Annotated in this window: 20 protein-coding genes; 5 read left to right on the top strand and 15 right to left on the bottom strand. The window is 69.7% G+C overall.

Features of this window, described 5'->3' with window-relative positions; translation table 11 throughout:
- Complete coding sequence (locus tag ACGFIS_RS16015; protein WP_392971400.1) at window positions 1-1632, top strand: FGGY-family carbohydrate kinase; 1632 nt, start codon at window positions 1-3, stop codon at window positions 1630-1632.
- On the opposite strand, the gene ACGFIS_RS16020 is transcribed toward ACGFIS_RS16015, so the two are convergent.
- Together ACGFIS_RS16020 and ACGFIS_RS16025 are read right to left on the bottom strand one after the other, a co-directional pair.
- On the bottom strand, window positions 1601-3151 hold the full coding sequence (locus tag ACGFIS_RS16020) for an acetolactate synthase large subunit (protein ID WP_392905493.1): 1551 nt from the start codon (window positions 3149-3151) through the stop codon (window positions 1601-1603). The two genes, ACGFIS_RS16015 and ACGFIS_RS16020, sit on opposite strands and share 32 nt — an antisense overlap.
- A 16-nt stretch (window positions 3152-3167) precedes the next feature.
- Window positions 3168-4541, bottom strand: coding sequence for an FAD-binding oxidoreductase (locus tag ACGFIS_RS16025; RefSeq protein ID WP_392971403.1), 1374 nt, complete (start codon window positions 4539-4541; stop codon window positions 3168-3170).
- A gap of 195 nt (window positions 4542-4736) precedes the next feature.
- Between ACGFIS_RS16025 and ACGFIS_RS16030 the strand changes: the two genes are divergently transcribed.
- The 4 genes from ACGFIS_RS16030 to ACGFIS_RS16045 all read left to right on the top strand — a co-directional run bounded on the left by ACGFIS_RS16030 (window position 4737) and on the right by ACGFIS_RS16045 (window position 6563).
- Window positions 4737-5174, top strand: a complete 438-nt coding sequence (locus ACGFIS_RS16030; RefSeq protein ID WP_392971406.1) for an SRPBCC domain-containing protein — start codon at window positions 4737-4739, stop codon at window positions 5172-5174.
- Complete coding sequence (locus ACGFIS_RS16035) at window positions 5161-5514, top strand: ArsR/SmtB family transcription factor (RefSeq protein WP_392905500.1); 354 nt, start codon at window positions 5161-5163, stop codon at window positions 5512-5514. Before ACGFIS_RS16030 ends, ACGFIS_RS16035 begins: the two co-directional genes overlap by 14 nt.
- Before the next feature lie 3 nt (window positions 5515-5517).
- Window positions 5518-5739 carry a hypothetical protein gene (locus ACGFIS_RS16040; RefSeq protein WP_392905502.1) on the top strand — a complete coding sequence of 74 codons (222 nt, stop codon included), beginning with the start codon at window positions 5518-5520 and terminating at the stop codon, window positions 5737-5739.
- A 251-nt stretch (window positions 5740-5990) separates the two neighbouring features.
- Complete coding sequence (locus ACGFIS_RS16045) at window positions 5991-6563, top strand: hypothetical protein (RefSeq protein WP_392905505.1); 573 nt, start codon at window positions 5991-5993, stop codon at window positions 6561-6563.
- Between the two features lie 83 nt (window positions 6564-6646).
- On the opposite strand, the gene ACGFIS_RS16050 is transcribed toward ACGFIS_RS16045, so the two are convergent.
- The 13 genes from ACGFIS_RS16050 to ACGFIS_RS16110 all read right to left on the bottom strand — a co-directional run bounded on the left by ACGFIS_RS16050 (window position 6647) and on the right by ACGFIS_RS16110 (window position 25561).
- The gene (locus ACGFIS_RS16050; protein WP_392905507.1) at window positions 6647-6874 is read right to left on the bottom strand and encodes a hypothetical protein; all 228 of its coding nucleotides are present in this window, start codon (window positions 6872-6874) and stop codon (window positions 6647-6649) included.
- 243 nt (window positions 6875-7117) lie between these two features.
- Entirely contained in the window at window positions 7118-10990 is a 3873-nt protein-coding gene (locus ACGFIS_RS16055; protein WP_392905510.1) for a DNA-directed RNA polymerase subunit beta', read from the bottom strand.
- 20 nt (window positions 10991-11010) lie between these two features.
- Window positions 11011-14478 carry a DNA-directed RNA polymerase subunit beta gene (rpoB, locus tag ACGFIS_RS16060; RefSeq protein WP_392905513.1) on the bottom strand — a complete coding sequence of 1156 codons (3468 nt, stop codon included), beginning with the start codon at window positions 14476-14478 and terminating at the stop codon, window positions 11011-11013.
- A gap of 539 nt (window positions 14479-15017) precedes the next feature.
- On the bottom strand, window positions 15018-15995 hold the full coding sequence (locus ACGFIS_RS16065) for a hypothetical protein (RefSeq protein ID WP_392971409.1): 978 nt from the start codon (window positions 15993-15995) through the stop codon (window positions 15018-15020).
- Window positions 15992-16480, bottom strand: a complete 489-nt coding sequence (locus ACGFIS_RS16070; protein ID WP_392971412.1) for a hypothetical protein — start codon at window positions 16478-16480, stop codon at window positions 15992-15994. The genes ACGFIS_RS16065 and ACGFIS_RS16070 overlap by 4 nt, the downstream gene beginning before the upstream one ends.
- 19 nt (window positions 16481-16499) lie before the next feature.
- Window positions 16500-17990, bottom strand: a complete 1491-nt coding sequence (locus ACGFIS_RS16075) for an MCE family protein (protein ID WP_392905520.1) — start codon at window positions 17988-17990, stop codon at window positions 16500-16502.
- The gene (locus ACGFIS_RS16080; RefSeq protein ID WP_392905522.1) at window positions 17987-19309 is read right to left on the bottom strand and encodes an MCE family protein; all 1323 of its coding nucleotides are present in this window, start codon (window positions 19307-19309) and stop codon (window positions 17987-17989) included. Before ACGFIS_RS16080 ends, ACGFIS_RS16075 begins: the two co-directional genes overlap by 4 nt.
- A complete protein-coding gene (locus ACGFIS_RS16085) occupies window positions 19306-20613 on the bottom strand; it encodes an MCE family protein (protein ID WP_392971415.1) in 1308 nt (435 codons plus the stop codon). Before ACGFIS_RS16085 ends, ACGFIS_RS16080 begins: the two co-directional genes overlap by 4 nt.
- A complete protein-coding gene (locus tag ACGFIS_RS16090; protein WP_392905527.1) occupies window positions 20610-21674 on the bottom strand; it encodes an MCE family protein in 1065 nt (354 codons plus the stop codon). Before ACGFIS_RS16090 ends, ACGFIS_RS16085 begins: the two co-directional genes overlap by 4 nt.
- Window positions 21675-22706 carry an MCE family protein gene (locus tag ACGFIS_RS16095; RefSeq protein ID WP_392905529.1) on the bottom strand — a complete coding sequence of 344 codons (1032 nt, stop codon included), beginning with the start codon at window positions 22704-22706 and terminating at the stop codon, window positions 21675-21677. It abuts the gene before it with no gap.
- Window positions 22703-24007: an MCE family protein gene (locus ACGFIS_RS16100; RefSeq protein WP_392971418.1), complete on the bottom strand. Its 1305-nt coding sequence runs from the start codon at window positions 24005-24007 to the stop codon at window positions 22703-22705. Before ACGFIS_RS16100 ends, ACGFIS_RS16095 begins: the two co-directional genes overlap by 4 nt.
- Window positions 24008-24014: 7 nt before the next feature.
- A complete protein-coding gene (locus ACGFIS_RS16105; RefSeq protein ID WP_392905534.1) occupies window positions 24015-24863 on the bottom strand; it encodes an MlaE family ABC transporter permease in 849 nt (282 codons plus the stop codon).
- Window positions 24863-25561, bottom strand: coding sequence for an MlaE family ABC transporter permease (locus tag ACGFIS_RS16110; protein WP_392905977.1), 699 nt, complete (start codon window positions 25559-25561; stop codon window positions 24863-24865). Before ACGFIS_RS16110 ends, ACGFIS_RS16105 begins: the two co-directional genes overlap by 1 nt.
- Window positions 25562-25632 lie beyond the last annotated feature (71 nt).

The raw sequence follows: 25632 nt of genomic DNA on the forward strand, positions 1-25632 counted from the left end.
ATGCCCGCACGCGCGCCCGCCCCCGGGGACCGCTACGTCCTCGCCGTCGACCTCGGCTCGACCGGGGTGAAGATCGGCCTCGTCTCGCTCACCGGGGAGATCGCCCTGTGCGAACTCGGCGTGGTCACCACCCGCCGGTCCGGTGACGGCGCCTCCACCCAGGACGCCGGGCAGTGGTGGGAACTCATCACCGCCGCCGCGCGGCGGGTGATGGCCGCCGGAGTGATCCGCCCCGAGCAGCTCGTCGCGGCCTCGTGCACCGGCCAGTGGGCCAGCACGGTGCCGGTGGACGAGTCGGGCCGTCCCGTCGGCGACTGCATGCTGCACGACGACACGCGCGGCGCGCCGTACTCCCGGGCCCTCATCGGCGGACCGGTCGCCGGGTACGCCCCGCGCAACATCCTCGCCTGGGTGCGCCGGACGGGTGGGGCGCCGTCGCCGTCGGGCGCCGACCCGATCGGGCACCTGCTGTTCCTGCGCCACGAGATGCCCGCCGTGTACGCCGCGGCGCGCTGGTTCATGGAACCGGTCGACTATCTGACGATGCGGATGACCGGGGTCGCCGCCGCCACCCACGCCTCGATGACGGCGGCCTGGCTGACCGACAACCGGCGGCCCGGGACGCTGCGGTACGACGCCGGCCTGGCCCGCAGGGCGGGGATCGACACCGGCCGGCTCCCGCCGCTGCGGCCCGTCGGCTCGGTGGTGGGCGTGATCCCCGAGCGGGTGGCCGGGGAGCTGGGGGTGCCCGCCGGGCTGCCGGTGGTCACGGGCCTGCCCGACCTGCATGCGTCGGTCCGCGGCGCCGGGACGATGGACGACTTCCAGGCCCACCTCGCGATCAGCACGACGTCCTGGATCGGGCTGTCGGTGCCGTTCAAGAAGACCGACGTCCTGCGGTCCATCGCCAGCGTGCCGGGGCTGGGGGACGGTTCCTACGTCGTCGCCAACAACCATGAGACCGGCGGCCGGTGCCTGCAATGGCTGCACGAGACGATCGTGGGCGCCGCCACCACCACCGCATCCGACTACGAACGGCTCGTGCGCCGGGCCGAAACCGTGCCGGTGGGCAGTCACGGCGTCATCTTCACCCCCTGGCTGGACGGCGAGCGGTCCCCGGTGGACGACCGCGACGCCCGCGCCGGCTTCCACAACCTGTCGCTGACCACGACGCAGGACGACCTCGTCCGCGCGGTCCTGGAGGGCGTCGCCTACAACAACCGCTGGCTGCACGAGGCGGTCGAGCGGTTCGCGGGACGCCCCCTCGACCCGATCAGGCTGATCGGCGGCGGTGCCCGGTCCGACCTGTGGTGCCAGATCCACGCCGATGTGCTCGGCCGCACCGTCGAGCGGGTCGCCGACCCGATGAACGCCGGCCTGCGCGGCCAGGCCGTCTTCGCGGGGCTGTCGCTCGGCGCCGTCCGCCGCGAGGACGTCCGGATCGGGGTCGACCGCGTCTTCACCCCCGACCCCGCCGCCGGGGCGGAGTACGAACGGCTCTACCGCGAGTTCCCCGGCCTGTACCGGAGCCAGCGCGGCATGTTCCGCCGGCTCGGGCGCGGCGCCCGCCGCACGGCCGCCGCGCCCCGCCCGCGGCGGCTCATCCCAGCGGCGGCACGACGGCCTCGATGAGGTGCGGGCCCGGTTCGGTGACCGCCCGGCCGAACTGGACCGCGAACTCCTCCACCGTGCGGGCCCGGGTCGCCGGAACCCCCATGCCGGACGCCAGCGCGACGAAGTCCAGGGCCGGCCGCGACAGGTCGACCATGTCCCGCGCCACGCTCCCCGCGGCGGGCGGTTCCGCCGTCGCCCCGACCCGTGTCATCTCCATCGACAGGATCGCGTAGGAACCGTTGGCGAACACGACGGTGGTGACGTCGAGCCCCTCCCTGGCCTGCGTCCACAGCGCCGACGGCATGTACATCGCGCTGCCGTCCGACTCCAGGCAGACGACCGGCCGGGACGGGCACGCGATCGCGGCGCCGACCGCGACGGGCATTCCCTGGCCGATCGCGCCACCGGTCAGGGTCAGCCAGTCGTGCGGCGGCGCGCCCGCGGTGGCGTCCGCCAGCCACAGCCCCGACGTGTTCGACTCGTCCGAGACGATCGCCCCCTCGGGCAGCAGCGCCCCGACGACGGCGGCGGCCGTCTCCGCCGTGAGCGTCCCGGACGGCATGTCCGGCCGCGCCGCGGGCCGCGGGGTCGGTTCGACGTCCGCGGCGACCGCGTCGGCGAGCCGGGTGAGCGCCGCGGCCGCGTCGCCGCCGAGGTCATGCACCCGGCACCCGTCCGGGACGAGGTCGCCGGTGCGGCCCGGGTAGGCGAAGAACGTCGCGGGCCGCCGCGCACCGGCCAGGATGATGTGCCGGGCGCCCTCCAGCTGCGCCGCCGCCATGTCGCCCAGGTAGAGCAGCCGCCCCATCGCCGGGAGCCCGGCGCCGCGCTCCAGGCGGGCCGGGAACGTCTCGCACAGCGCCCGCGACCCGGTCGCCGTGGCGATGCGGTCGGCCGCCTCCAGCCCGGCGCGGCGGGTCGCGTCGCCGCCGATCAGCAGGACGCACGGTTCACCGCCGGTCAGCGCGGCGGCCGCCGCCTCCAGCACATCGTCGCCCGCCGGTTCGGGCGCGGGAAGGGGCGGCGGCGCCGCGACCCGCCCGCCCTCCGACCAGGCGACGTCCGCGGGGACGATGAGCGTCGCGACGCCCCCGGCCAGTGCGGCCCCGACCGCCTCCGCCGCGGCGGAACCGGCGTCCGCCGCGTCCGCGGGCCGGCCCACCCAGCGCGACACCGACCCGGCGACGGCCGCGATGTCGGACTGCAGCGGCGCGTCGAACCGCTGATGGCCGGTGGCATGGTCACCGACGACGGCCACGACCGGTGTCCGTGCCCGCCGCGCGTTGTGCAGGTTGGCCAGCCCGTTCCCGAGTCCCGGGCCGAGGTGCAGCAGGACGGCGGCGGGCCGCGGCGCCATCCGCCCGTACCCGTCGGCGGCACCCGTCGCGACGCCCTCGAACAGGCACAGCACGCCCCGGGCACGCGGTTCGCCGTCCAGCGCCGCCACGAGATGCAGCTCCGACGTGCCCGGATTCGCGAACCACACGTCGACGCCCGCGTCCGACAGGGTGTGCGCCATCGCCTGCGCGCCGTTCATAAGTGTCTCCCCATGCTCAGCCGAACAGGACGCCCCGGTTGAGTATCCCGTCCGGATCGAAGGCCTTCTTGATCCGCCGCATCAGCTCCACCTTCGCCGGATCCTCCAGGGCGAGGAAATAGGGGACCTTCTCCCGTCCGATGCCGTGCTCCCCGCTGATGGTGCCGCCCGCCTCGACGGTCTTGGCGAATATGCCGCTCATCACGGCGGTCAGCACCTCGGGGTCGGGCTGGAACAGTGAAAGGTGCACATTGCCGTCACCCGCGTGACCGCAGCCGCTGATGAGCGTCCCATGCCGGTCGCCGATCTCGTGGACGGCGGCGAAGAATCCGGCCAGGACGGCGCGCGGCACGACCGCGTCCACGATCGCGTCGGCCCCGGCGGCGCGGGCGGCCCAGAACGCGTTCTCCCGCGCCGTGACGAACCGCCGGAGAGCGTCGCCGGCGAGCACGTACCCGTCGGCGGCGCCGAGGTCCGCGAGCCGTTCCCCGAGCGCCTGGACGTCCTCGTCCAGCCGATCGGCCGAATGGTTCTCCAGGACCACGAGCAGATAGGCCTGCGCGGTGTCCCGGACATGCTCCGGAACCCCGAGATCCAGCCCGGCGTTCGCGGTGATCGCCGCCATGGCGAGCATGTCGACGTACTCCAGGACGAGCGGGTCCAGCCCCCCGCCGGTCAGCCGCGGGACGGCCGCGGTGACCGCCGCCGTGCCGGGGAACGGCGCCAGCACCCCGGCCCGGTTCGCGAGCCGGGGCCGCAGCCGCAGCGTCGCCTCGGTGACCAGGGCGAGCGTGCCCTCCGATCCCACGATCAGCTGGGTCAGGTCGTAGCCGGTGGACGTCTTCACGTACCGGCCGCCGCTGCGGATCACCTCGCCGCCCGCGAGCACCGCCTCCAGGCCGAGGACGTGGTGGCGGGTCACGCCGTCCTTGACCGCGTGCATGCCGCCCGCGTTCGTGGCGATCGTGCCGCCGACGGCGGCGCCGTCCTCGCCGGGGAACACCGGATACACCAGCCCCGCGTCGGCGGTCGCGCGGTCGAGTTCCGCGAGCGTGACGCCCGGCTGCACCACCGCCACCTGATCGTCCGCGTCGATCTCCAGGATCCGGTTCATCCGCTCGAAGGACACCACCAGGCCGCCCGGACACGGCACCGCCGCGCCGGACAGGCCGGTCCCCGATCCCCGGGCCGTCACCGGGACCCCGAGCCCGCCGGCGACCCGCAGCACCGCGGCGACCTGCGCGGTGTCCGCCGGGCGCACCACCGTGAACGGCCCTTCCACCGCGACGCCCAGCGACTCGTCCCGGCCATAGTGCGGGGGGACGGCGTCGCCCGACAGCACATGCTCGGGGCCGACGACATCCGCCAGCGCCGTGCGGACGTCCGCCATGTTCCCTCCCACCGGCATCCGCGGCCTGAATCGGCGATTCCACCGCATCTCCGTCCGGCAAGTCTGACCTCCCCCTCCCGCCCTGGGCAGGGACCATCGGGCGCCTCGACGAGGCCGAAGGTCCCACGGCCAAAGTTGCGCAATCCAATGGTTGCGATATATGTTGCAACCAGTTGATTGCGTCACTTGGAGGTCATGGTGCCCGTACCGGATCGGATCGAGCGCGTGCTCGACCTTCACCACCCTCCCGAGAAGGTGTGGGCGGCTCTGACCACGCCCGAAGGTCTGGGTGGCTGGTTCGGGTCCAGTGCCGAGGTCGACGACTTGCGCCCCGGCGGCCAGGCCCGCGTGCGGTGGGGGCAGGACGAGGAGAACATCCTGTGCATCCAGGTCGTGGAGCCGCCCCGCCGGTTCGCCTACACATGGGCGATCGAGGGATTGCCTCCGAGCGATCCCCGCCGGACCCACGTGGAGTTCACGCTGGAGCCGACGCCCGCCGGCACCCGGCTCACGGTCGTGGAGACCGGCTTCGCCCAGCTGCCGGATGACCTCACCGCCGCCTACGAGGGCAACGTCACGGGATGGCGGACGAAGCTGCCCGAACTGGCCGAGTACCTCGATGCCGCGGCCTGATCATCCCGATGCCGAGCCGATCGCACAGGCGGTCTTCACCGCGCTGGCGGACCCGACCCGGCGCGGCATTCTCGCCGACCTCGCCGCGCACGGACCCGCGACGGCGACGGATCTGGCCGGCCGGCTGCCCATCTCGCGGCAGGCCATCGCCAAACACCTCCGTCTGCTGACCGACGCCGGACTCGTCCGGGCCGAGGCCGGGGAGCGGCGCCGGATCCGCTACCGCCTGCAGACCGGGCCGGTGGCAGTGGCCCAGTCGTTCCTGGCCGCGCTCACGCGTGACTGGGACGGCCACCTGGACCGCCTGCGCGACCACCTCGATCAGACCCAGGAGAGATGAACCATGAACCTGACCCTGTGGTTCGACCGGGTCGACAACTACGCACACCCTGACCTTTGGCTGGAACTGTTCACCGACGACGTCGACCGTGCCGCCGCGCACCTGGCCGCGCATGGCATCGGCGTCCAGGACGAACTGGAGCCGCTCCCCTCCGGGATGAACGCCCACTGGATCAGCAACCCCGTCGGAGTCCCGCACATCGTCCGCCTCCCCGACGACGGCTGAACCGTCAGGCACCGTCTTCGAGGTGCCGGACGGCTTCGGATCGGACGGTGCCGGGGTCGGCGCCGAGTTCGCGGAGCAGCCGTGCGGCGGGCCCTTCGGCTCTTCCAGCAGGGCGGCGAGCAGACGGATGAAGCCCAGGCAGACGAGGCATCACGCCATCTCGCATCGCTATCGCGCCTGGTATCGGAGGAAGTGGTCGGACGAGGCGTCCACGGACACGGCCCGGCCGAGCCTCCGTTACGGTGCGCTGTGTGCAGCCAAGGACCTGGGTGACCCTCGCCGCCGTCGCGGCGCTCGCCGTCGGCGTCGCGGCCTGGCGGCAATCGTGGCGGGTGTGGCCGCCCGCGCCACACGTCGACCGGCACCTCACCGGCGACGTCCTGCCGGTGATCGACCGGTACCTGGAGAGCGGCCGCGCGGTGGTGTGGCCGAGTTCTCTGCCCGCCCGGCTGAGCCCGCGCTGGTTCTGCGCGGAGGACCCGATCGAGACCGAGCGGCGCGGCCCCCAGGTGCGTGTGTCACTTGAGGTCATGTGCAACGACTACGCCCGGGAGGGCGGCGATCTGGTAACCCACACCGGGACCCGCACCCCGCTGCTGGTGACGCTGGACCATCGCGGTGACGTACCGGTCGTCCAGGACGTCGCGGAGCCGGTCGACGGCGCGGGATTCCGTCCGTCCCTGGAGCGCATGTTCTCCGCACGCGGGGTCGCCGAATTCGACCGGCGCCACCGTCGGGGCAACGGCGTTGACGCCCCAGACGCCGAGGCAGCGCGCGCATTCGGGCTTCCTCCCGGCACCCAGGCCCGCCCCCACCGCGGTTAGCCAATCCCGCGGTTCAGGCTTGGTGCGCCGGGACGCGGGCTACCGCTTGACCTGGGACAGCAGTGCCGCGAAGACACGCCGGGTCAGGCGAAGGCGCGGCACTCCACCTTGGCGCGGCGTTCGGTCATGCCCTGCTGGGTCGCCGTGGTCACGCACGCCTTCTGCTTCTCGGTGAGCTGGGGCTGGCCGCACTCGGTGACGCTGGAGTAGGTGCGGCAATCCTGCCGTGCGGGCGCGTTGGACGCCTCGGCGGCGACGGCGCCGCCCGTACCGGTGATCCCGACGACCGCGGCGATCAAGGCGCCGGTCATGACCCTCTTCATATGCTTTCTCCCCCGTCATGCGCATCAGCCAACGGCTGTCATCGTCCCCGGGGCATCCAGTGGCAAAACACCTCAAAGGGTCAAGAAAGCGACTATATGCCCAGGTCAACGCTTCGGCCGGCCCGCCGCGCCGACGGGCGACGGAGTTCGTCCAGGAGCCTGGGGCTCCGTCAATGCGGAAGGCCGCCGCCCGCGTGCTGCGGACGGCGGCCCTCACGGGTCGTGCGGGTGTTACCGGTTGTACTGGCCGAAGTCGTACTCCTCCAGCGGCACGGCCTCGCCGGACCCCTGGCCGAAGGCGTACTCGGCGCCGTCGTCGTAGGAGCCGACGGAGTACACCGCCGCCTTGGCCTCCTCGGTGGGCTCGACCCGGACGTTGCGGTACTGCGGCATGCCGGTACCGGCCGGGATGAGCTTGCCGATGATGACGTTCTCCTTGAGGCCCAGCAGCGGGTCGCTCTTGGCGTGCATCGCCGCCTCGGTGAGCACCCGGGTCGTCTCCTGGAAGGACGCCGCCGACAGCCACGACTCGGTCGCGAGCGAGGCCTTGGTGATGCCCATCAGGACGGGACGGCCGGCGGCGGGAACCCCGCCCTCGGCCACGACGGACCGGTTGCGCCCCTCGAAGATCGGCCGCTCGATCAGGTCACCGGGCAGCAGGTCGGTGTCGCCCGACTCGAGGATGTTCACCCGCTTCAGCATCTGGCGGACGATGATCTCGATGTGCTTGTCGTGGATCGACACGCCCTGCGACCGGTAGACCTCCTGGACCTCCTGGACCAGGTGGAGCTGCACGGCGCGGGGACCGAGGATGCGCAGCACCTCGTGCGGGTTGATGGCGCCCGCGATGAGCTGCTGGCCGACGCCCACGGCCTCGCCCTCCTTGACCAGGAGGCGGGACCGCATCGGCACCGGGTAGGCGATCTCGTCGGAGCCGTCGTCCGGGACGACGACGACCTTGCGGGCCTTCTCCGTCTCGTCGATCTTGACGCGCCCGGCGACCTCGCTGATCGGGGCCACACCCTTGGGGATGCGGGCCTCGAACAGCTCCTGGACACGCGGCAGACCGTGCGTGATGTCGCCGCCCGCCACACCACCGGTGTGGAAGGTCCGCATGGTGAGCTGCGTTCCGGGCTCGCCGATGGACTGTGCGGCGATGATGCCGACGGCCTCACCGACGTCGACCCGCTTGCCGGTGGCCAGCGAACGGCCGTAGCAGGCGGCGCAGACGCCGATCTTGGCCTCGCAGACCAGGGCGCTGCGGGTACGGACCTTGTCCACGCCCGCCTCGACCAGGCGCGACACGACCGCGTCGGACAGGTCGGTGTCGGCCGGGAAGATGACCGTCCCGTCGACGACGACGTCCTCGGCGATCGTGCGGCCGACCAGGCTCGTCTCCGAGGTGGCCAGCTTGACCAGGGTGCCGTCGGACAGCTTGTCGGCGACCTCGAAGGGGATCGTGCGGTCGGTGCCGCAGTCCTCCTCGCGGACGATGACGTCCTGCGCGACGTCCACCAGGCGCCGGGTCAGGTAACCCGAGTCGGCGGTGCGCAGCGCGGTGTCGGCCAGGCCCTTGCGGGCGCCGTGCGTCGAGATGAAGTACTCGACGACCGACAGGCCCTCGCGGAACGACGACTTGATCGGACGCGGGATGGTCTCGCCCTTGGGGTTGGAGACCAGGCCGCGCATGCCGGCGATCTGGCGGAGCTGCAGCGGGTTGCCGCGGGCACCCGACTGGATCATCATCCAGATCGGGTTGTCCTTCGGGAACGACGCCTCCATGTCCACCGCGACGTCCGCGGTGGCCTTGTTCCAGATCTCGATGAGCTCCTGCTTGCGCTCATCATCGGTGATCAGGCCGCGGTTGAACTCCCGCTGCACCTTCTCGGCACGCTGCTCGTAACCGCCCAGGATCTCCTGCTTGTTCGGCGGCGCGAGCACGTCGTCGATCGCGATCGTGACACCGGACCTGGTCGCCCAGTGGAACCCGGTGCTCTTCAGCGCGTCGAGGGCGTTGGCGACGGCGACCTTCGGGTAGGTCTCCGCCAGCTCGTTCACGATCGCCGACAGCTGCTTCTTGCTGATCTCGTCGTCGACGAACGGGAAGTCGTCCGGCAGCGTCTCGTTGAACAGCGCGCGGCCGAGCGTGGTCTCCAGCCGGTACGGCTGGCCCGGCTCGTAGCCCTCCGGCGCGATCCACTCGCGCGGCGGCGGGACGTCCTTCAGCCGCAGGTGGATCTTCGCCTGCAGGTCCAGCTCGCCCCGGTCGTAGGCCATGATCGCCTCGGCGACCGACCCGAACGCGCGCCCCTCGCCGGCGGACCCGTCCTTCTGCGTCGTCAGCCAGTACAGGCCGATGACCATGTCCTGGGTGGGCATGGTGACGGGCTTGCCGTCCGACGGCTTCAGGATGTTGTTGGTCGACAGCATCAGGATGCGCGCCTCGGCCTGGGCCTCGGCCGACAGCGGCAGGTGCACGGCCATCTGGTCGCCGTCGAAGTCCGCGTTGAACGCGGTGCAGACGAGCGGGTGGATCTGGATGGCCTTGCCCTCGACCAGCTGCGGCTCGAACGCCTGGATGCCGAGGCGGTGCAGGGTCGGCGCCCGGTTCAGCAGCACCGGGTGCTCGGTGATGACCTCTTCCAGCACGTCCCACACGACCGGGCGGGCCCGCTCGACCATCCGCTTGGCGGACTTGATGTTCTGTGCGTGGTTGAGGTCGACGAGCCGCTTCATGACGAACGGCTTGAACAGCTCCAGCGCCATCTGCTTGGGCAGGCCGCACTGGTGCAGCTTCAGCTGCGGGCCGACGACGATGACCGAACGGCCGGAGTAGTCGACGCGCTTGCCCAGCAGGTTCTGCCGGAACCGGCCCTGCTTGCCCTTGAGCATGTCCGACAGCGACTTCAGCGGACGGTTGCCCGGCCCGGTGACCGGGCGGCCGCGGCGGCCGTTGTCGAACAGCGCGTCGACGGCCTCCTGCAGCATCCGCTTCTCGTTGTTGACGATGATCTCGGGCGCGCCCAGGTCGAGCAGGCGCTTGAGCCGGTTGTTCCGGTTGATGACACGGCGGTACAGGTCGTTCAGGTCGGACGTCGCGAAACGGCCGCCGTCCAGCTGCACCATCGGACGCAGGTCCGGCGGGATCACCGGGATGCAGTCCAGCACCATGCCGAGCGGGCTGTTGCGGGTGTTGAGGAACGCGGAGACGACCTTCAGCCGCTTGAGGGCGCGGGCCTTCTTCTGGCCCTTGCCGGTGCGGATGATGTCGCGCAGCTTCTCGGCCTCGGCGTCGAGGTCGAAGTTCTGCAGCCGGGCCTGGATGGCCGCGGCCCCCATGCCGCCCTCGAAGTACTTGCCGAACCGGTCGCGCATCTCGCGGTAGAGCAGCTCGTCGCCCTCCAGGTCCTGGACCTTGAGGTTCTTGAAGCGGCTCCAGACCTCGTCGAGGCGGTCGATCTCGCGCTGCGCGCGGTCGCGCAGCTGCTTCATCTCCCGCTCGGCGCCGTCGCGCACCTTGCGCTTCTGGTCGGCCTTCGCGCCGGCCTCCTCCAGCTCCGCCAGGTCGCCCTCCAGCTTCTGCTGGCGGGCCTCGACCTGCGCGTCGCGGGCCTGCTCGATCTGCTGGCGCTCCACGGAGATGTGGGCCTCCAGCGTCGGCAGGTCGCGGTCGCGCCGCTCGGCGTCCACGCTGGTGATCATGTAGGCCGCGAAGTAGATGATCTTTTCGAGATCCTTCGGGGCCAGATCCAGCAGGTAGCCGAGGCGGGACGGGACGCCCTTGAAGTACCAGATGTGCGTGACCGGAGCGGCCAGCTCGATGTGGCCCATCCGCTCACGGCGCACCTTGGCGCGGGTCACCTCGACGCCGCAGCGCTCGCAGATGATGCCCTTGAACCGGACGCGCTTGTACTTACCGCAGTAGCACTCCCAGTCCCGGGTCGGGCCGAAGATCTTCTCGCAGAAGAGCCCGTCCTTCTCCGGCTTGAGGGTCCGGTAGTTGATCGTCTCCGGCTTCTTCACCTCGCCGTGCGACCACTGGCGGATGTCGTCAGCGGTCGCCAGGCCGATGCGTAGCTCGTCGAAGAAGTTGACGTCAAGCAACAGATTTCCCCTTGAGTTGATCAGACCTCTTCGACACTGCTCGGCTCACGCCGGGACAGGTCGATGCCGAGCTCCTCCGCCGCACGGAAGACGTCCTCGTCGGTGTCGCGCATCTCGATGGACATGCCGTCGCTGGAGAGCACCTCGACGTTGAGGCACAGCGACTGCATCTCCTTGATGAGCACCTTGAAGGACTCGGGAATGCCGGGCTCGGGGATGTTCTCGCCCTTGACGATGGCCTCGTACACCTTCACGCGGCCGAGGACGTCGTCGGACTTGATGGTCAGCAGCTCCTGCAGGGCGTAGGCGGCGCCGTACGCCTCCAGCGCCCAGACCTCCATCTCACCGAAGCGCTGGCCGCCGAACTGGGCCTTACCGCCGAGCGGCTGCTGGGTGATCATGGAGTACGGGCCGGTCGACCGCGCGTGGATCTTGTCGTCGACCAGGTGGAGCAGCTTGAGGATGTAGATGTAACCGACCGAGATCGGGTCCTTGTAGGGCTCGCCGGTACGGCCGTCGAACAGCCGCGCCTTCCCGCCCGGCTCGACCATGCGGTCGCCGTCGCGGTTGGGCAGCGTGCTCGCGATCAGGCCGGTGACGTCGTCCTCGCGGGCACCGTCGAAAACCGGCGTGGCGGTCTTCGTCCACGGCTCGGCCTCGTCGGCGCCGATCGCCTTGAGCGCCTTCTGCCAGTCCTCGGAGTCGCCCTCGATCTTCCAGCCGCGGGACGCGACCCAGCCGAGGTGGGTCTCCAGGACCTGGCCCACGTTCATGCGCCCGGGGACGCCCAGCGGGTTCAGGACGATGTCGACCGGGGTGCCGTCCTCCATGAACGGCATGTCCTCGACCGGCAGCACCTTGGAGATGACGCCCTTGTTGCCGTGCCGGCCGGCGAGCTTGTCGCCGTCGGTGATCTTGCGCTTCTGCGCGACGTACACCCGGACCAGCTCGTTCACGCCGGGCGGGAGCTCGTCGCCCTCGTCGCGGGAGAACACCCGGACGCCGATGACCTTGCCCTGCTCGCCGTGCGGCACCTTCAGCGAGGTGTCGCGGACCTCACGGGCCTTCTCACCGAAGATCGCCCGCAGCAGCCGCTCCTCCGGGGTCAGCTCGGTCTCGCCCTTGGGCGTGACCTTGCCGACCAGGATGTCGCCGGGGACGACGTCGGCGCCGATGCGGATGATGCCGCGCTCGTCGAGGTCGGCCAGGACCTCCTCGGAGACGTTCGGGATGTCCCGGGTGATCTCCTCGGGGCCCAGCTTGGTGTCGCGGGCGTCGACCTCGTGCTCCTCGATGTGGATCGAGGAGAGGACGTCGTCCTGCACCAGGCGCTGGCTGAGGATGATGGCGTCCTCGTAGTTGTGGCCCTCCCACGGCATGAACGCCACGAGGAGGTTCTTGCCGAGCGCCATCTCGCCGTCGTCGGTGCACGGACCGTCGGCGACGACCTGGCCGAGCTCGACCCGCTGGCCCTCCTCGACGATCGGCTTCTGGTTGAAGCAGGTGCCCTGGTTGGACCGCTTGAACTTGGCGACGCGGTAGGTCGTCCGCGTGCCGTCGTCGTTCATGACGGTCACGTAGTCGGCGGAGACCTCCTCGACGACACCGGCCTTCTCGGCCGTGATGACGTCGCCGGCGTCGGTCGCGGCACGGTACTCCATGCCGGTGCCGACCAGCGGCGCCTCGCTGCGCAGCAGCGGGACGGACTGGCGCTGCATGTTGGAGCCCATGAGCGCGCGGTTGGCGTCGTCGTGCTCCAGGAACGGGATCATCGCGGTGGCGACCGAGGTCATCTGCCGCGCCGAGACGTCCATGTACTGGACCTCGCGGGCGGGGACGAGTTCGACCTCGGCGCCCTTGAGGCGGACCAGGACGCGGTCGTCGACGAAGGTGCCGTCGTCGTTGATCAGCGAGTTGGCCTGCGCGACGACGAAGCGGTCCTCCTCGTCGGCGGTCAGGTAGTCGATCTGCTCGGTGACGATGCCGTCGGTGACCCGCCGGTAGGGCGTCTCGACGAACCCGAACGGGTTCACCCGGCCGAACGCGGCGAGCGAGCCGATCAGCCCGATGTTCGGGCCTTCCGGCGTCTCGATCGGGCACATGCGGCCGTAGTGGGACGGGTGGACGTCGCGGACCTCCATGCCCGCCCGCTCACGCGACAGACCACCGGGGCCCAGCGCGGACAGCCGCCGCTTGTGCGTCAGCCCGGCCAGCGGGTTGGTCTGGTCCATGAACTGCGACAGCTGGCTGGTGCCGAAGAACTCCTTGATGGAGGCGACGACCGGCCGGATGTTGATCAGGGTCTGCGGCGTGATCGCCTCGACGTCCTGGGTGGTCATCCGCTCGCGGACGACGCGCTCCATCCGGGCCAGGCCCAGGCGGACCTGGTTCTGGATCAGCTCGCCCACGGTGCGCAGGCGCCGGTTGCCGAAGTGGTCGATGTCATCGACCTCGATCGGCACCGCGACGGCGCTGAGGGTCGCCTCCTCCTCGCCGGCGTGCAGCCGGACGAGGTACTCGATCGTGGAGACGATGTCGTCCTCGGTGAGCGTGCCCTGGTTCATGTCCAGGTCGAGGCCGAGCTTCTTGTTGATCTTGTAGCGCCCGACCTTGGCGACGTCGTAGCGCTTCGGGTTGAAGTACAGGTTCTCCAGCAGCGTCTGCGCGGACTCGCGCGTCGGCGGCTCACCCGGGCGCAGCTTGCGGTAGATGTCGAGCAGTGCGTCGTCCTGGCCGGAGGTGTGGTCCTTCTCCAGGGTGACGTTGATCGACTCGTAGGAGCCGAAGCGCTCACGGATGCGCGCCTCGTCCCAGCCGAGCGCCTTCAGCAGCACGGTGACCGGCTGCTTGCGCTTGCGGTCGATGCGCACGCCGACGTTGTCGCGCTTGTCGATCTCGAACTCGAGCCAGGCGCCACGGCTCGGGATGACCCGGCAGCCGTAGATGTCCTTGTCGGACGCCTTGTCGAGTGCCCGGTCGAAGTACACGCCGGGCGAGCGGACCAACTGGGAGACGACGACCCGCTCTGTGCCGTTGATGATGAAGGTGCCCTTCGGGGTCATGAGCGGGAAGTCGCCCATGAACACCGTCTGGCTCTTGATCTCACCGGTGGTGTTGTTGATGAACTCCGCCGTGACGAACATGGGGGCGGAGTAGGTCATGTCCTTGTCCTTGCACTCCTCGACGGAGTACTTGGGCGGCTCGAACCGGTGGTCGCGGAACGACAGGGACATGGTCCCGGAGAAGTCTTCGATCGGACTGATCTCTTCGAAGATCTCCTCCAGCCCCGACTGGGTCGGGACACTCTTACTTCCGGCCTTCTGGGCCGCCTCGACCCGGGCCTTCCACCTCTCGTTGCCCAGCAGCCAGTCAAAGGAGTTGGTCTGCAGAGCAAGGAGGTCCGGGACTTCGAGCGGCTCCTTGATGCGCGCGAAGGAGACGCGGTTCGGACCGGTTGCGGTATTCGAGGCGTTGCGCGAGGCTGCCAAGAGGTGGTCCTTCCGAGGGCTCGCGGCGTAACTGACGACACGCACGCCAGACGATCCACGTCTGAGACCTGCACAAAGGGGTCCAAAAGGGACCACGGCAGGGGTGCTCTCACACGCGGATAGTCAGAGGGCAGCGCAAAGGGGCAGTGTAGCCGACTGGTACACCGCTCGCAACTCTAGCGCCGCAGTATGCATCACGTTGCCATGGAGCATCGCCCCTCAGCGCCTCTCAGTCAAGAGCGGAGTTGGACTTTTCGGGCCCTGACCTGCAGTGAGGAAGGCCATAGTTTAGTGAGGGGGCGGCCCCCCCAAAAACCCGTTGCGACGCGGGCGATCCTCACGCCGCCGTTGCGGTCGTCGTGCCCGTTGTGTTCGGTGCTGCGCCGCTGCGGTCGCCTGCGTCGACGGGCATGCGCCCTCCGCTCGCTGCGCTCGCTCCACGCGCCTGCCGTGCTCCGCCGGCCCAGGTCCGGTCCAAGACGGGTCTTGTGCCTGGTCCGGGCGGCGGATCAGCGGGGGGTCAGCGGATCAGCGGGGGATCAGGAGATGACGGTGAGTTCGGACGCCAGCCATTTGCCGTCGTCCTCGACCATCGTCATCTTGATGCGCAGCGGTTCGGGGAGCCGCTGCTCCTTGTCGTCCTTGGTGACCGACGAGCGGTTGGCGTAGACGAGCGTCACGACCTTGTCGGGCGTCGCGCTCACGACGCCGACCTTCATCACGGTCGTGGTGGAGATGGCCTGCTGCTGGACGGCGATGGTCTTGAGCTGCTGGGCGAGCTTCTCGTACTGGGTGTGCAGCTTGCCCGTCGTCGTGGCGGACGCGGCCTTCAGGTCGGAGTCGAGCGTCTGGTAGTCGTACGACGACAGCTTCTGGGCCGCGCGGGAGGAGGCCATCGACGCCTCCTTGGCCGCCGCCGCGGTCGCCTTCTGCTCGCCGACCTTCATGGCGAGCATCGTCGTGCCGGCACCGAGCGCGACCGTCAGGACGGCCAGGACGGCGATGACCGTCGAAAGCCCGCCCGCGCGGATGCGGCGGCGCGGCTCGTCGTCGTCCTCGTCCTCGTCGTCCTCGACTTCATCGACTTCATCGACTTCGCCCTCGTCGACGTCGTCGGATTCCTCGCCGGAATCGTCGGAGTCCGGCTCGGCGGTCTCGGTGTCCTCTATGGGCTCCGCGACGGCGGAGGTGGCCTCTGAAGCGCCTGAGTCGTCCTCTGACGCTTCATCATCGGTGGACGCACCTTCGGAGGCCTTCCGGCCACGCCGGGGCTTCTCCAGCGACTTGACGTCTTCGCCGGAGTCCTCTTCGGTCTGCTCGGCCTCGTCCGCGGCGATCTGCGCGAGCCGCGCGGCCTCCTCCTTGGCCTTGGCGGCGGCCTCCTCCGCCAGCCGGGCGGCCTCGGCGGCCTCCTCGGCGGCCTTGTCCGCCTTCGTCGCGGGCTTCTTCTTGCCCGCCGGCTTCTTGCCGGCGTCCTTGTCCTTCGGGGAGCGCTTGCCCCGGCCGAGCATCGTCACGGGACAACCTCCAGTCCGGACACGAGCCAGCGGTCGTCGACCCGCGTGAGGTCCATCTGGTACCGGTACGCCTGAGGCGTGCCGTTCTTGACCTTGTCGTTGGTGACGGTCCCGGTCAGGGAGACCATCACCTCGGCCGAGTCGTCGTCGATGGAGACCAGCGCGGCCTCGACGTCACTGACCGTCGATTTCGCCTTGGCCTTGGTGACCTGGTCCATGAAGGCCTTCGACTGGGACGCCAGCTTGTTCTTCAGATCACCGGTGGTGCCGGCCACGATGCGGTCCAGATCGCGCTGGGCGGTGTCGACGTTCAGCGACATCAGGTTGACGCCCATCTGCCGCGCCGACTGGATCGCCTTCGCCTTCTGGTCGGCCTCGTCCTTGTTCTGGAGAGTGATCACGCCGAGCCAGCCGGCCGCGACGGCCAGGCCGGCCACGACGACGCTCAGCACGATGGCGCTCACCAGAGGCAGCCGCCGCCTCATCGGGTCCGCCCTCCCGGATTCACTGGCTCAGCGGTCCGAGCAGGAGCCACTTCCACGAGTTTTCCTCTCCCAACTCACGGGTACCGGCGCTGCGGGGCATCGCGTAGCGCTTGCCGTCGGGTCCGTAGACCGCACCGGTCGTTGGATCGTATCCAGCGAATTCGACTGAATTGGCCGGATAGGACAAGTACAGGCGGCCGTTCGTCAGCTGTGCGGTGGGCTCGGGAGCGGCCTGGGTCTTGGCCGAGGTCTTGCCCGAGGTCTTGCCGTCGCTCTTGGCCTCCGGCTTGCCACCGTCGCCGTCATCGCCGTCGCCGTCGTTCACGTACGCGCCGCCCTCCGGGAACCCGGCGCCCGCGGTCGCGCCGGGCGGGACCTGCGGATAAGGCGCGATGGCCTCGCGGGGGAAGTTGCGGGGGCCGCGGACGGCGCTGGGCGAGTCATGCGGCGCCGTGCAGCCGACGTCCAGGCGCGGCTTCTTCTCGGAGGTGTCCTGCGGCCAGCGGCGCTTCACCTTCTCGTAGCCGTCGGTGCACGGAGGCGGCGAGTCGATGTTCAGCGCGAGGCCCAGGTGCTGGGTTCCGTCGCCAGGCGTGACGGTGAACGCACCGCCGACGGCCAGCGGGTAAAGGATGAGCATCGAACGCAGCCCCGCCTTGCGGGACGAGATGATCTGGCCGGTGGTGGTGAGGTTGGCCAGGAGGACGGGCAGCGTCGGCGCGAGCTGGTTGATGGCCTTGTGCGTCTCGTCCACCGCGCCCGGCACGCCGTCGATGGTGCTGCGCAGCGCCGGGTCGTCGTTGCGCAGCGAGGCGCTCAGCTCGTTCAGGTTCCGTGCGAAGCCCCGGATGTTGGCACCCTGCCCGCGCTGGGTGTCCAGGACGGTCACGCTGTTGTCCAGCAGCTGCTTGGTGTCGGGGTAGGCCTGCTCGGCGGTCTTCAGCAGCCGGTCGGTGTCGTCCAGGATCGACTGCAGGTCCTCGGCGGAGCCGGAGAACGCCTTGTTCAGCTCGCCCACGATGATGCCGAGGTCCTTGGTGTCCACCGACCCGACGAGCGAGTCGACGTTGCGCAGCAGCTCGGCCGTGGACACCGGCAGCTCCGTGCGCGACCGCGGGATCGTGTACGGCTCGCCCTCGTGCAGGTACGGCCCGCTCTTCTTGGTGGGCTCCAGGTCGATGTACTGCTCGCCGACCGCCGACCGGTTCGCCACGATGGCCTTGGTGCCCTCGCGCGGGATCTGCTCGCCGCGTTCGAGTTCCAGCTTGACGCGGATGCCGTCCTTGGTCAGCTCGATGGGCCCGACACGTCCGACCGGGACGCCGCGGTAGGTGACCTCGGCGTTGGTGAACACGCCGCCGGAGTCGGTGAGGTCGACGTAGGCGACGTACTCCTGGCCGAGCAGGTCGCGGCCGATCCCGATGTAGTTCACCGACACGATCGTCACGCCGACGACGGTGATCACCGCGAAGGCGATCAGCTGGAAGATGATGCCGCGCTTGAGAATCATGAAAGGCCCCCGGTCATCAGGGTCCGCAGACCGCCGTCATCGGACGGCGGGCCGAGCGCGCCCGGACGTCCCGGCTGGTTTCCCTGCTGGTTCGTCCCGCCGGCGGGCAGCCCCGGCAGCCCGCCGGAGCCGTTGCCGTCCCCGGTCTGGGGCAGCACGCCCAGCGGGGTGTCGGGCAGCGTCACGTTCGGCACCTGGAGCATGCCGCGCATCTCCTTGCCGCTGCCGAGCAGCCCCTCAAGGTCGGTGCCGCCGAGCAGGTTGTGCGCGATGGACTCGAAGTCCAGGTCGACGGTCATGTGGACGTTGCCGTAGTCGCCCTCGATGACGTTCCCGAACGTGCCGGGGAACGGGAACGTGATGACCGACTCCAGCGCCCTCGGCAGGTCGGAGCCGGCCTTGTTGAGGTTCCGCAGGATCTTGTCGAGATCCTTGAGATTGGCGAGCAGGTCGGCCTTCGACTGGTTGATCACGTGGGTGGTGGTGCGGCTGAGCTTGTTCAGCGCGACCAGCATCTTGGTGAGGTCGGCGCGGTTGCGGTTCAGGACGGCGATCGCCGGGCCGGTCTCGTCGATGGTGTCCCGGATCGTCTTGCGCTCGTCCGCCAGCTTGCCGCTGAGCCGGTCGATGCTGTCCAGCGCCCGGGTGATCGCGGCGCGGTTGCGGTCCAGCGTCCCGGCGAAGGTGTCGACCCGGTGCAGCACCGACTTGATCGTGGACTCGCGGCCGCCCATCGCCGCCTGCAGCTCGTGGCTGATCGTGGAGACCTGCTCCAGCCCGCCGCCGTTCAGCAGCAGCGACATCGCCGACAGCACCTCTTCGATCTCGGTGCCGCGGGTCGTGCGGTTCAGCGGGATCAGGTCGCCCTCCTCGAGTTCCCCGGACGGAGGCTCGTTCGTCGGCGAGTCGATCTGCACGAACTTCTCGCCGAGGAGACTCGTCTGGCCGATCGTGGCGACGGAGTTGTCGGGAAGCTTGACGTCGCCGCGCACCTTGACGGTGACGACGGCGTGCCAGCCGCGCTGCCCGCCCTGCCCGCCCGGCCCGCCGGCGAGGTCGATCTCCTCGACCTGGCCGACCGACACGTCGTTGACCTTGACCGCCGACTGCGGGACGAGGTCCAGCACGTTCTCGAACTCGATCTTCACGGTCTTGGGGTCCGAGCCGAGGTCGGGACCGCCGGGAAGCGGCAGCGACGCGACGCCGTTGAACGAGCAGCCCGACAGGGCCGTCACGCCCGCGACGGCGGTGACGCCGAACAGCCGTGCGCGGCGGCCGGCGAGACGTCCCGTCCGGCGCACCCGCCGTGTCGTGCTCATCGGCCACCTCCAGGCAGCAGCGCGGTGATGTCCTTGGGCTTGCTCTGCGGCGCGGCGGCGCCGGTCCTGCTGCCGCCCGGCTTCGCCGACTTGGGCGGGCCCTGCGGGCCGTAGGCGTCCGGCGGGATCGGCACCGGGTCGTAGTGCGTGGTCAGCGCCGTGATCCAGGACAAGTCCAGGTGCAGGCCCGTCAGCGCCTTGCCGATGCCGTTGTACGGCTCGACGAAGTCGAGGCACTCCTTGGCGGGCGTGCCGACGGAGTAGGCCAGCGAGCAGATCCAGTCGGCCAGGTCGTGGAACTGGCGGAAGTTGGCGCGGGTGTGGATGGTGCCGCTGATCGGGTCGTACGCGCGGGCCACGTTGTTGACGGCCAGCGGGCCGGCCGTGAGCACCTCGGCCAGCGCGTCCTTCTCCTTCACCAGCACACCCGTGATCTGGGCGAGCTGCCGGACGTTCACGGCCAGCTCGCTGCGGTTGTCCTTGACGAACCGCTGCACGTTCCGCAGCGTCGGGCCGAGGGTGTTGAGGGCCGCGCTCAGCTCCTCCTTCTCCCCCGCGAGCTGCGCCGACACCTGGTTGAGGTGCCCGCCGAACGACTTGATCTGCTGGTCGTTCGCCTTCATCGCCTCGGTGATGATCCGCAGGTTCTTGATCGTCGCGGCGATGTCGCCCCGGTCGGTGCTCAGCGTGCTGAGCGCCTTGGACGTGTCCTCGATCGTCGCCCTGATGTCGTCGCCCTGCCCCTCCAGGTTGTCGGCGCCGACCTTCAGCAGCCGCGACAGCGACCCGGTGCCGTCCGCGCCCGGCGCGTTGGCGCCCTCCGGGCCGAGGGCCTTGCTGAGGTCGTTCAGGCTGCCGCCGATCTCGTCGACCTCGACGGGCACCGCGGTGCGGCTCGTGGTCAGCGTCGCGCCGTCGGCCAGGACCGCGCCGCTCTTGTAGACGGGAGTGAGCTGGATGTAGCGGTCGGCGACGAGCGTCTGGTTGATGATGACCGCCTGCGCGTTGGCGGGCACCTTGTACTTGGCGTCGTACTTCAGCTCGACCTTCACCGAGTCGCCGACCGGCTCGACGCTGGTGACCTCGCCGACCGGGATGCCGAGGATGCGGACGTCGGCGCCCGGGTACAGGCCGACGGTCTTGGTGAAATACGCCGTCATGTGACGCTGCTTCTCCCCCTGGAACACCAGCAGGAGCGCCGCGGCCAGCACGGCGACGGCGAGGATCACGCCGCCGAGCCGAAGGACGGCTGCTCCGCCGCGGGGGTGGGAGTTACTCGTGCGCACGGAAACCTGCCTGCTCACGGGAGGAACGGCAACGGGTTGTCGCCGGTGACACCGGTCTGGCCGCCGCCGGACCGGCCGCCCTGCTTGTTGGTCGTGGTCCCGCCGCCGGCCGGGGCGTCCTCGATCGAGGCGGGGATCGGAATGAGGTTCTGGATCCAGGAGTCGAACCAGCGTCCGGTGCCGGCGACGTTGGCGAACTGCCGGGCGAACGGCGCGAGCAGCTGGAGGGTCCGGTCCAGGTTCTTCTGGTTCTTCAGCAGGACCCTGCTGACCTTCTCCAGGTTGTCCAGCATCGGCCGGAGCTGCTTCTCGTTCTCCTTGATGAGGGCGTTCACCTGCTGGGACAGGGTCACGGTCCGGATCAGCAGCTGGTGGATGACCTGGCGCCGCGCCTGCACGGCCTGCAGCACCTTGTCACCGTCCTGGACGAGCTTGGCGAAGTCCTGGTTGCGGTCCGCGAGCAGCTCCGACACGTTCTTGGCCTTGCCGGACAGCTCGTGCAGCTCCTCGTCACGGGACGCGATCGTGTCCGACAGCCGCCGCAGGCCCTGCAGCGACGCCCGGATCTCCTCGGGGGAGTTCTCGAACGTCTGCGACAGCACGTCGAACGACTTGGCGACCTGCTGCACGTCGATCGCGCCGACCCGCCGGCTCAGCTCGCTGATCGCCGGCACGACCTCGAACGGGACGTGGGTCCGCTCGACCGGGATGGTGCGGCCGAGCTCGCCCTTGCCGCGCGGGATGAGCTCCAGGTAGTGCGAGCCCAGCACCGTCTTGATCTTGATGCTGGCCTCGGTGCGGTCGCCGAGCTCCACCCCGTCGTCGGTCCGGAACGTGACCTTGACGCGGTCGCCGTCCAGTTCCAGTCCGGTGACCTTGCCGACCTTGACGCCCGCGATGCGGACCTCCTCGTCGGCCCTCAGCCCCGCCGCCTCCTTGAACGAGGCGGTGCGGGTGGTGCCGCCGGAGACGAACGGGATGTTCTGAAGGTTCATCGCCACCAGCACCAGCACGATGATGATCGCGAAGCCGGCGAGGCCGATCGGAACCGGGTTGCGTTCGCGGAACGAGACCCTCATCTACTTGCACCTCGCGTTCTCGTTCACGATCGCCGGGGTCTGGTAGACCGGTCCGCCCGGCAGCCGCACCCGCGCGTCGAGACCGCAGATGTACATGTTGAACCAGGACCCGTAGGAGGAGATGTTCACCAGCCCCTCCAGCCGCTCCGGGCTCCGCTTCAGGCCCTTGTCGATGTGGCCCTTGTTCGCGTTGAGCGTCCCGGCGAGCTTGCGCAGGCCGGCGATGTCGTTGCGGATGCCGGGACGGGCGTCGGCGAGCAGGTCCTGTGTGGTGCCGGTCAGATCGTTGATCGCCGCGACCGAGTCGAAGATCGCCGCGCGGTCGGCGGACACCCCGCTGACGAACCCGCGCAGGTCCAGGATCAGCTGGTTCACCTCGGTGTGCCGCTCGTCGATGGTGCCGAGGACGGCGTTCAGATTGTCGATCACCCGGCCGATGACCTTGTCGCGGTCGGCGAGAGTGTTGGTCAGCGACGCGACGTGCGCCAGCAGGCTGTTGATCGTGCCGCCCTCGCCCTGCAGCACCTTGATGATCTGCAGCGCGAGCGTGTTGACGTCCTTGGGCTCCAGCGCGCTGAACAGCGGCCGGAAGCCGTTGAACAGGGTCGTCAGGTCGAGTGCGGGTTTGGTCTGCGCGATCGGGATCGTGTCGCCGGGGTCCAGGTAGTTGTTGGCCTGGCCGGCGCCGTCGGCCAGCGCGAGGTACCGCTGGCCCATCAGGTTGCGGTAGCGGATGTGCGCCTGCGTGGAGGACGGCAGCCCCGCCTTGAAGGCGCCGCCCTCCTCGACGCTGAACGTCACCTCGGCCTGGTGCCCCTTGTACAGCTTGATGTCCTCGATCTGGCCGACGCGGACACCGGCGACGCGGACGTCGTCGTTCTCCAGCAGCCCGGTCACGTCCGAGAAGATCGCCTTGTAGCTGTCGGTGTTCTTGAAGCGCACGTTCGCGATCGTCATCGCCAGCACACCGGTCGCCACCGAGGTGATGACCACGAAGGTCAGCAGCTTGATCGCCGCGCTCGTCGTCTTCACTTGATCGTCACCACCGATCCGTTGCCGAGCAGCGGTCCGAACATCAGCGACGACACATCGGAGACCTGGTCGGCGGGGGTCCGCGTCATCGGCCCGACGACATTCTTGATCTTTTCCTTCTCGCTCATCGAACCCGGGTCGACGAAGACGTTCGACAGGGCCCGGCCGCGGCCGCCGCCGGCGTTCGCGGGGTCGGGGTCCTTCCACCACAGGTCGTCCTGCGTGCCGTCGAGCGCCAGGTAGTCCGGGAACGGAACCTTCGGGTTCGGCAGGTTGTAGCAGCGCGGGTTGCGCTGGTCCTTCACCTCGGGGAGGTCCAGCGGATGCTTGAAGCCCGGACGCGGCTTGACGATCTCGACCGTCAGGTTGAAGGTCTTGGACCCGTTGCCGCCGGCCACCCGCTCAGCCTCCGGCGCGAGCTTCATCAGGCCGGCCAGCACGCACGGCATCGTCGGCGAGTACCGGGCGACCACGCTCAGCACGTCGCGGTTCGCGATGTTGAAACCGATGATCTTCGGCCCGTTGTGCCGCATGAACACGTCGCCGTCCTGCGCCAGCGCGGTCGTCGCCGGGATCAGCCGCTCGATCGTCGCCGTCTTGTCGGTGATCGTCCGGCTGGTCACGTTGAGGTTCCGCAGTGTCTGCAGCAGGTCCGGCGCCGCGGCGTTGTAGATGTCGGACACGTCCGCGAGGCCGTGCAGGTCGTGCACCAGCGTGCCGAGCTGCGGGTTGATCTTCCGCAGCAGCTCATCCGCCTGCTCCAGGTTCTGCCCGATCTGGTCGCCGCGGCCCTGCAGCGCCGTGGCGAGGGCGTTCAGCGTCGCGTTCAGCTCCGCCGGCTTCACCGCCTGCAGCAGCGGCAGCAGGTCGTTCAGCAGCTTGTCGATCTCGACGGCCGCCCGCGAGCGGTCCTGCGGGATGACGGCTCCCTCGGCCAGCCCCAGCGGGCCCGCCTGCGCCGGGATGTGCAGGTCCACGTACTTCTCGCCGAACAGCGTCTTCGGCAGCAGCCGCGCCTGCACGTTCCGCGGGATCAGCTCCGCCTTGTCCGGGTCGAGCGCGAGGTGCAGCGTCGCGCCCTCCGCCGTGGAGTCGGCGCCGCGCACCTCCCCGACGATCAGGCCGCGCACCTTCACGTCCGAGTGCGACAGCAGCTGCAGCCCCGCGCGCTCGGTCTTCACCGTCACCTCGGTCACCGGGGTGAACGACTTGTTGAACAGCGCCACGGTGAGAGCCAGCAGCAGGACGATCACCAGGAGCATCGTCATCCCGAGCACCCGGAACCGAATACGTTCGCTCATGGCGCCGTCACCCCGCGATCCGGACGGTCGTATCGGTGCCCCAGATCGCCATGCCGAGCATCAGGTCCGCCACGTTGATCACGACGATGCTGGTGCGCACGGCGCGGCCCACCGCGACGCCGACGCCCGCGGGGCCGCCGCTCGCGTGGTAGCCGTAGTAGCAGTGGATCAGCATCACCAGCACCGAGAATATGATCACTTTGCCGAACGACCACAAGATGTCGTTCGGTGGTAGGAACAGATGGAAATAGTGGTCGTAGGTGCCGGTCGACTGCCCGTAGAACACGGTCACGATCACCCGCGTCGCGCCGTACGAGGCGAGCAGGCCCACGATGTACAGCGGGATGACCGCGATCATCCCGGCCAGCATCCGGGTCGTCACCAGGAACGGCATCGACGGGACGGCCATGACCTCCAGCGCGTCGATCTCGTCGGAGATCCGCATCGCGCCGAGCTGGGCGGTGAACCCGCAGCCGACCGTCGCCGACAGCGCCAGCGCCGACACCAGCGGCGCGATCTCGCGGGTGTTGAAGTAGGACGCGACGAACCCGGTGAACGCGGCCGTGCCGATCTGGTTCAGCGACTCGTAGCCCTGCAGGCCGACCTGGCTGCCGGTGAAGAACGTCATGAAGCCGACGATCACCACCGAGCCGCCGATCACGGCGAGGCCGCCGGTGCCGAGGCTCACCTCGGCCAGCAGCCGCAGCACCTCGGTGCGGTACCGGCGCAGCACCCGGAACGTCCACGCGAACGCGCGGGCGTAGAAGGACATCTGGTGCCCGAAGTCGTCCAGCCGCTGCAGGGGGGCGTTCACCACCCGGGTGACGGTCTTTCCCGTCTTTCCTGGGGCCGCCATCACATGCCCTTCGACGGGACGAACTGGAAGTACAGCGCGGAGATCAGGAAGTTCTCCAGGAAGAGCAGCATGAAGGTGATGACGACGGTCTGGTTGACCGCATCACCCACGCCCTTCGGGCCGCCCTTGGCGTTCAACCCCTTGTAGGCGGCGACCAGGCCGGCGGTGATGCCGAACACGAACGCCTTGAACTCGGCCTGCAGCAGGTCGGGCAGCTGCGCGATCGCGTTGAAGGACGCCAGGTAGGCGCCGGGGGTGCCGTCCTGCAGCATGACGTTGAAGAAGTAGCCGCCCATCAGGCCGACCACCGAGACCAGCCCGTTCAGGAACAGCGCGACGAAGGCGCAGGCGAGCATCCGCGGCACGACGAGGCGGTGCAGGGGGTTGATGCCCAGGACCTCCATCGCGTCGATCTCCTCGCGGATCTTGCGGGAGCCGATGTCGGCGCACATCGCCGACCCGGCGGCGCCCGCGACCAGCAGCGAGGTGACCAGCGGGCTGGCCTCCCGGACGATCGCGACGACCGCGGTCGCACCGGTGTAGGACTGCGCGCCGAGCTGCCGGATGAGCCCGCCGACCTGCAGCGACAGGATTCCGCCGAACGGGATGGCGACCAGCATGGTGGGAACAACGGTGACGCTGACGATGAACCAGGCCTGCTGGACGAACTCGCGCCACTGGAAGGGCCACTTGAACATCGCGCGGAACGTGTCCAGGCACAGGGCGAAGAACCGGCCCGGTTCCTTGATCGCGATGTTGGCGGCGCCGT

This window comes from Spirillospora sp. NPDC048824, assembly GCF_043198455.1.
Taxonomy (GTDB): domain Bacteria; phylum Actinomycetota; class Actinomycetes; order Streptosporangiales; family Streptosporangiaceae; genus Spirillospora.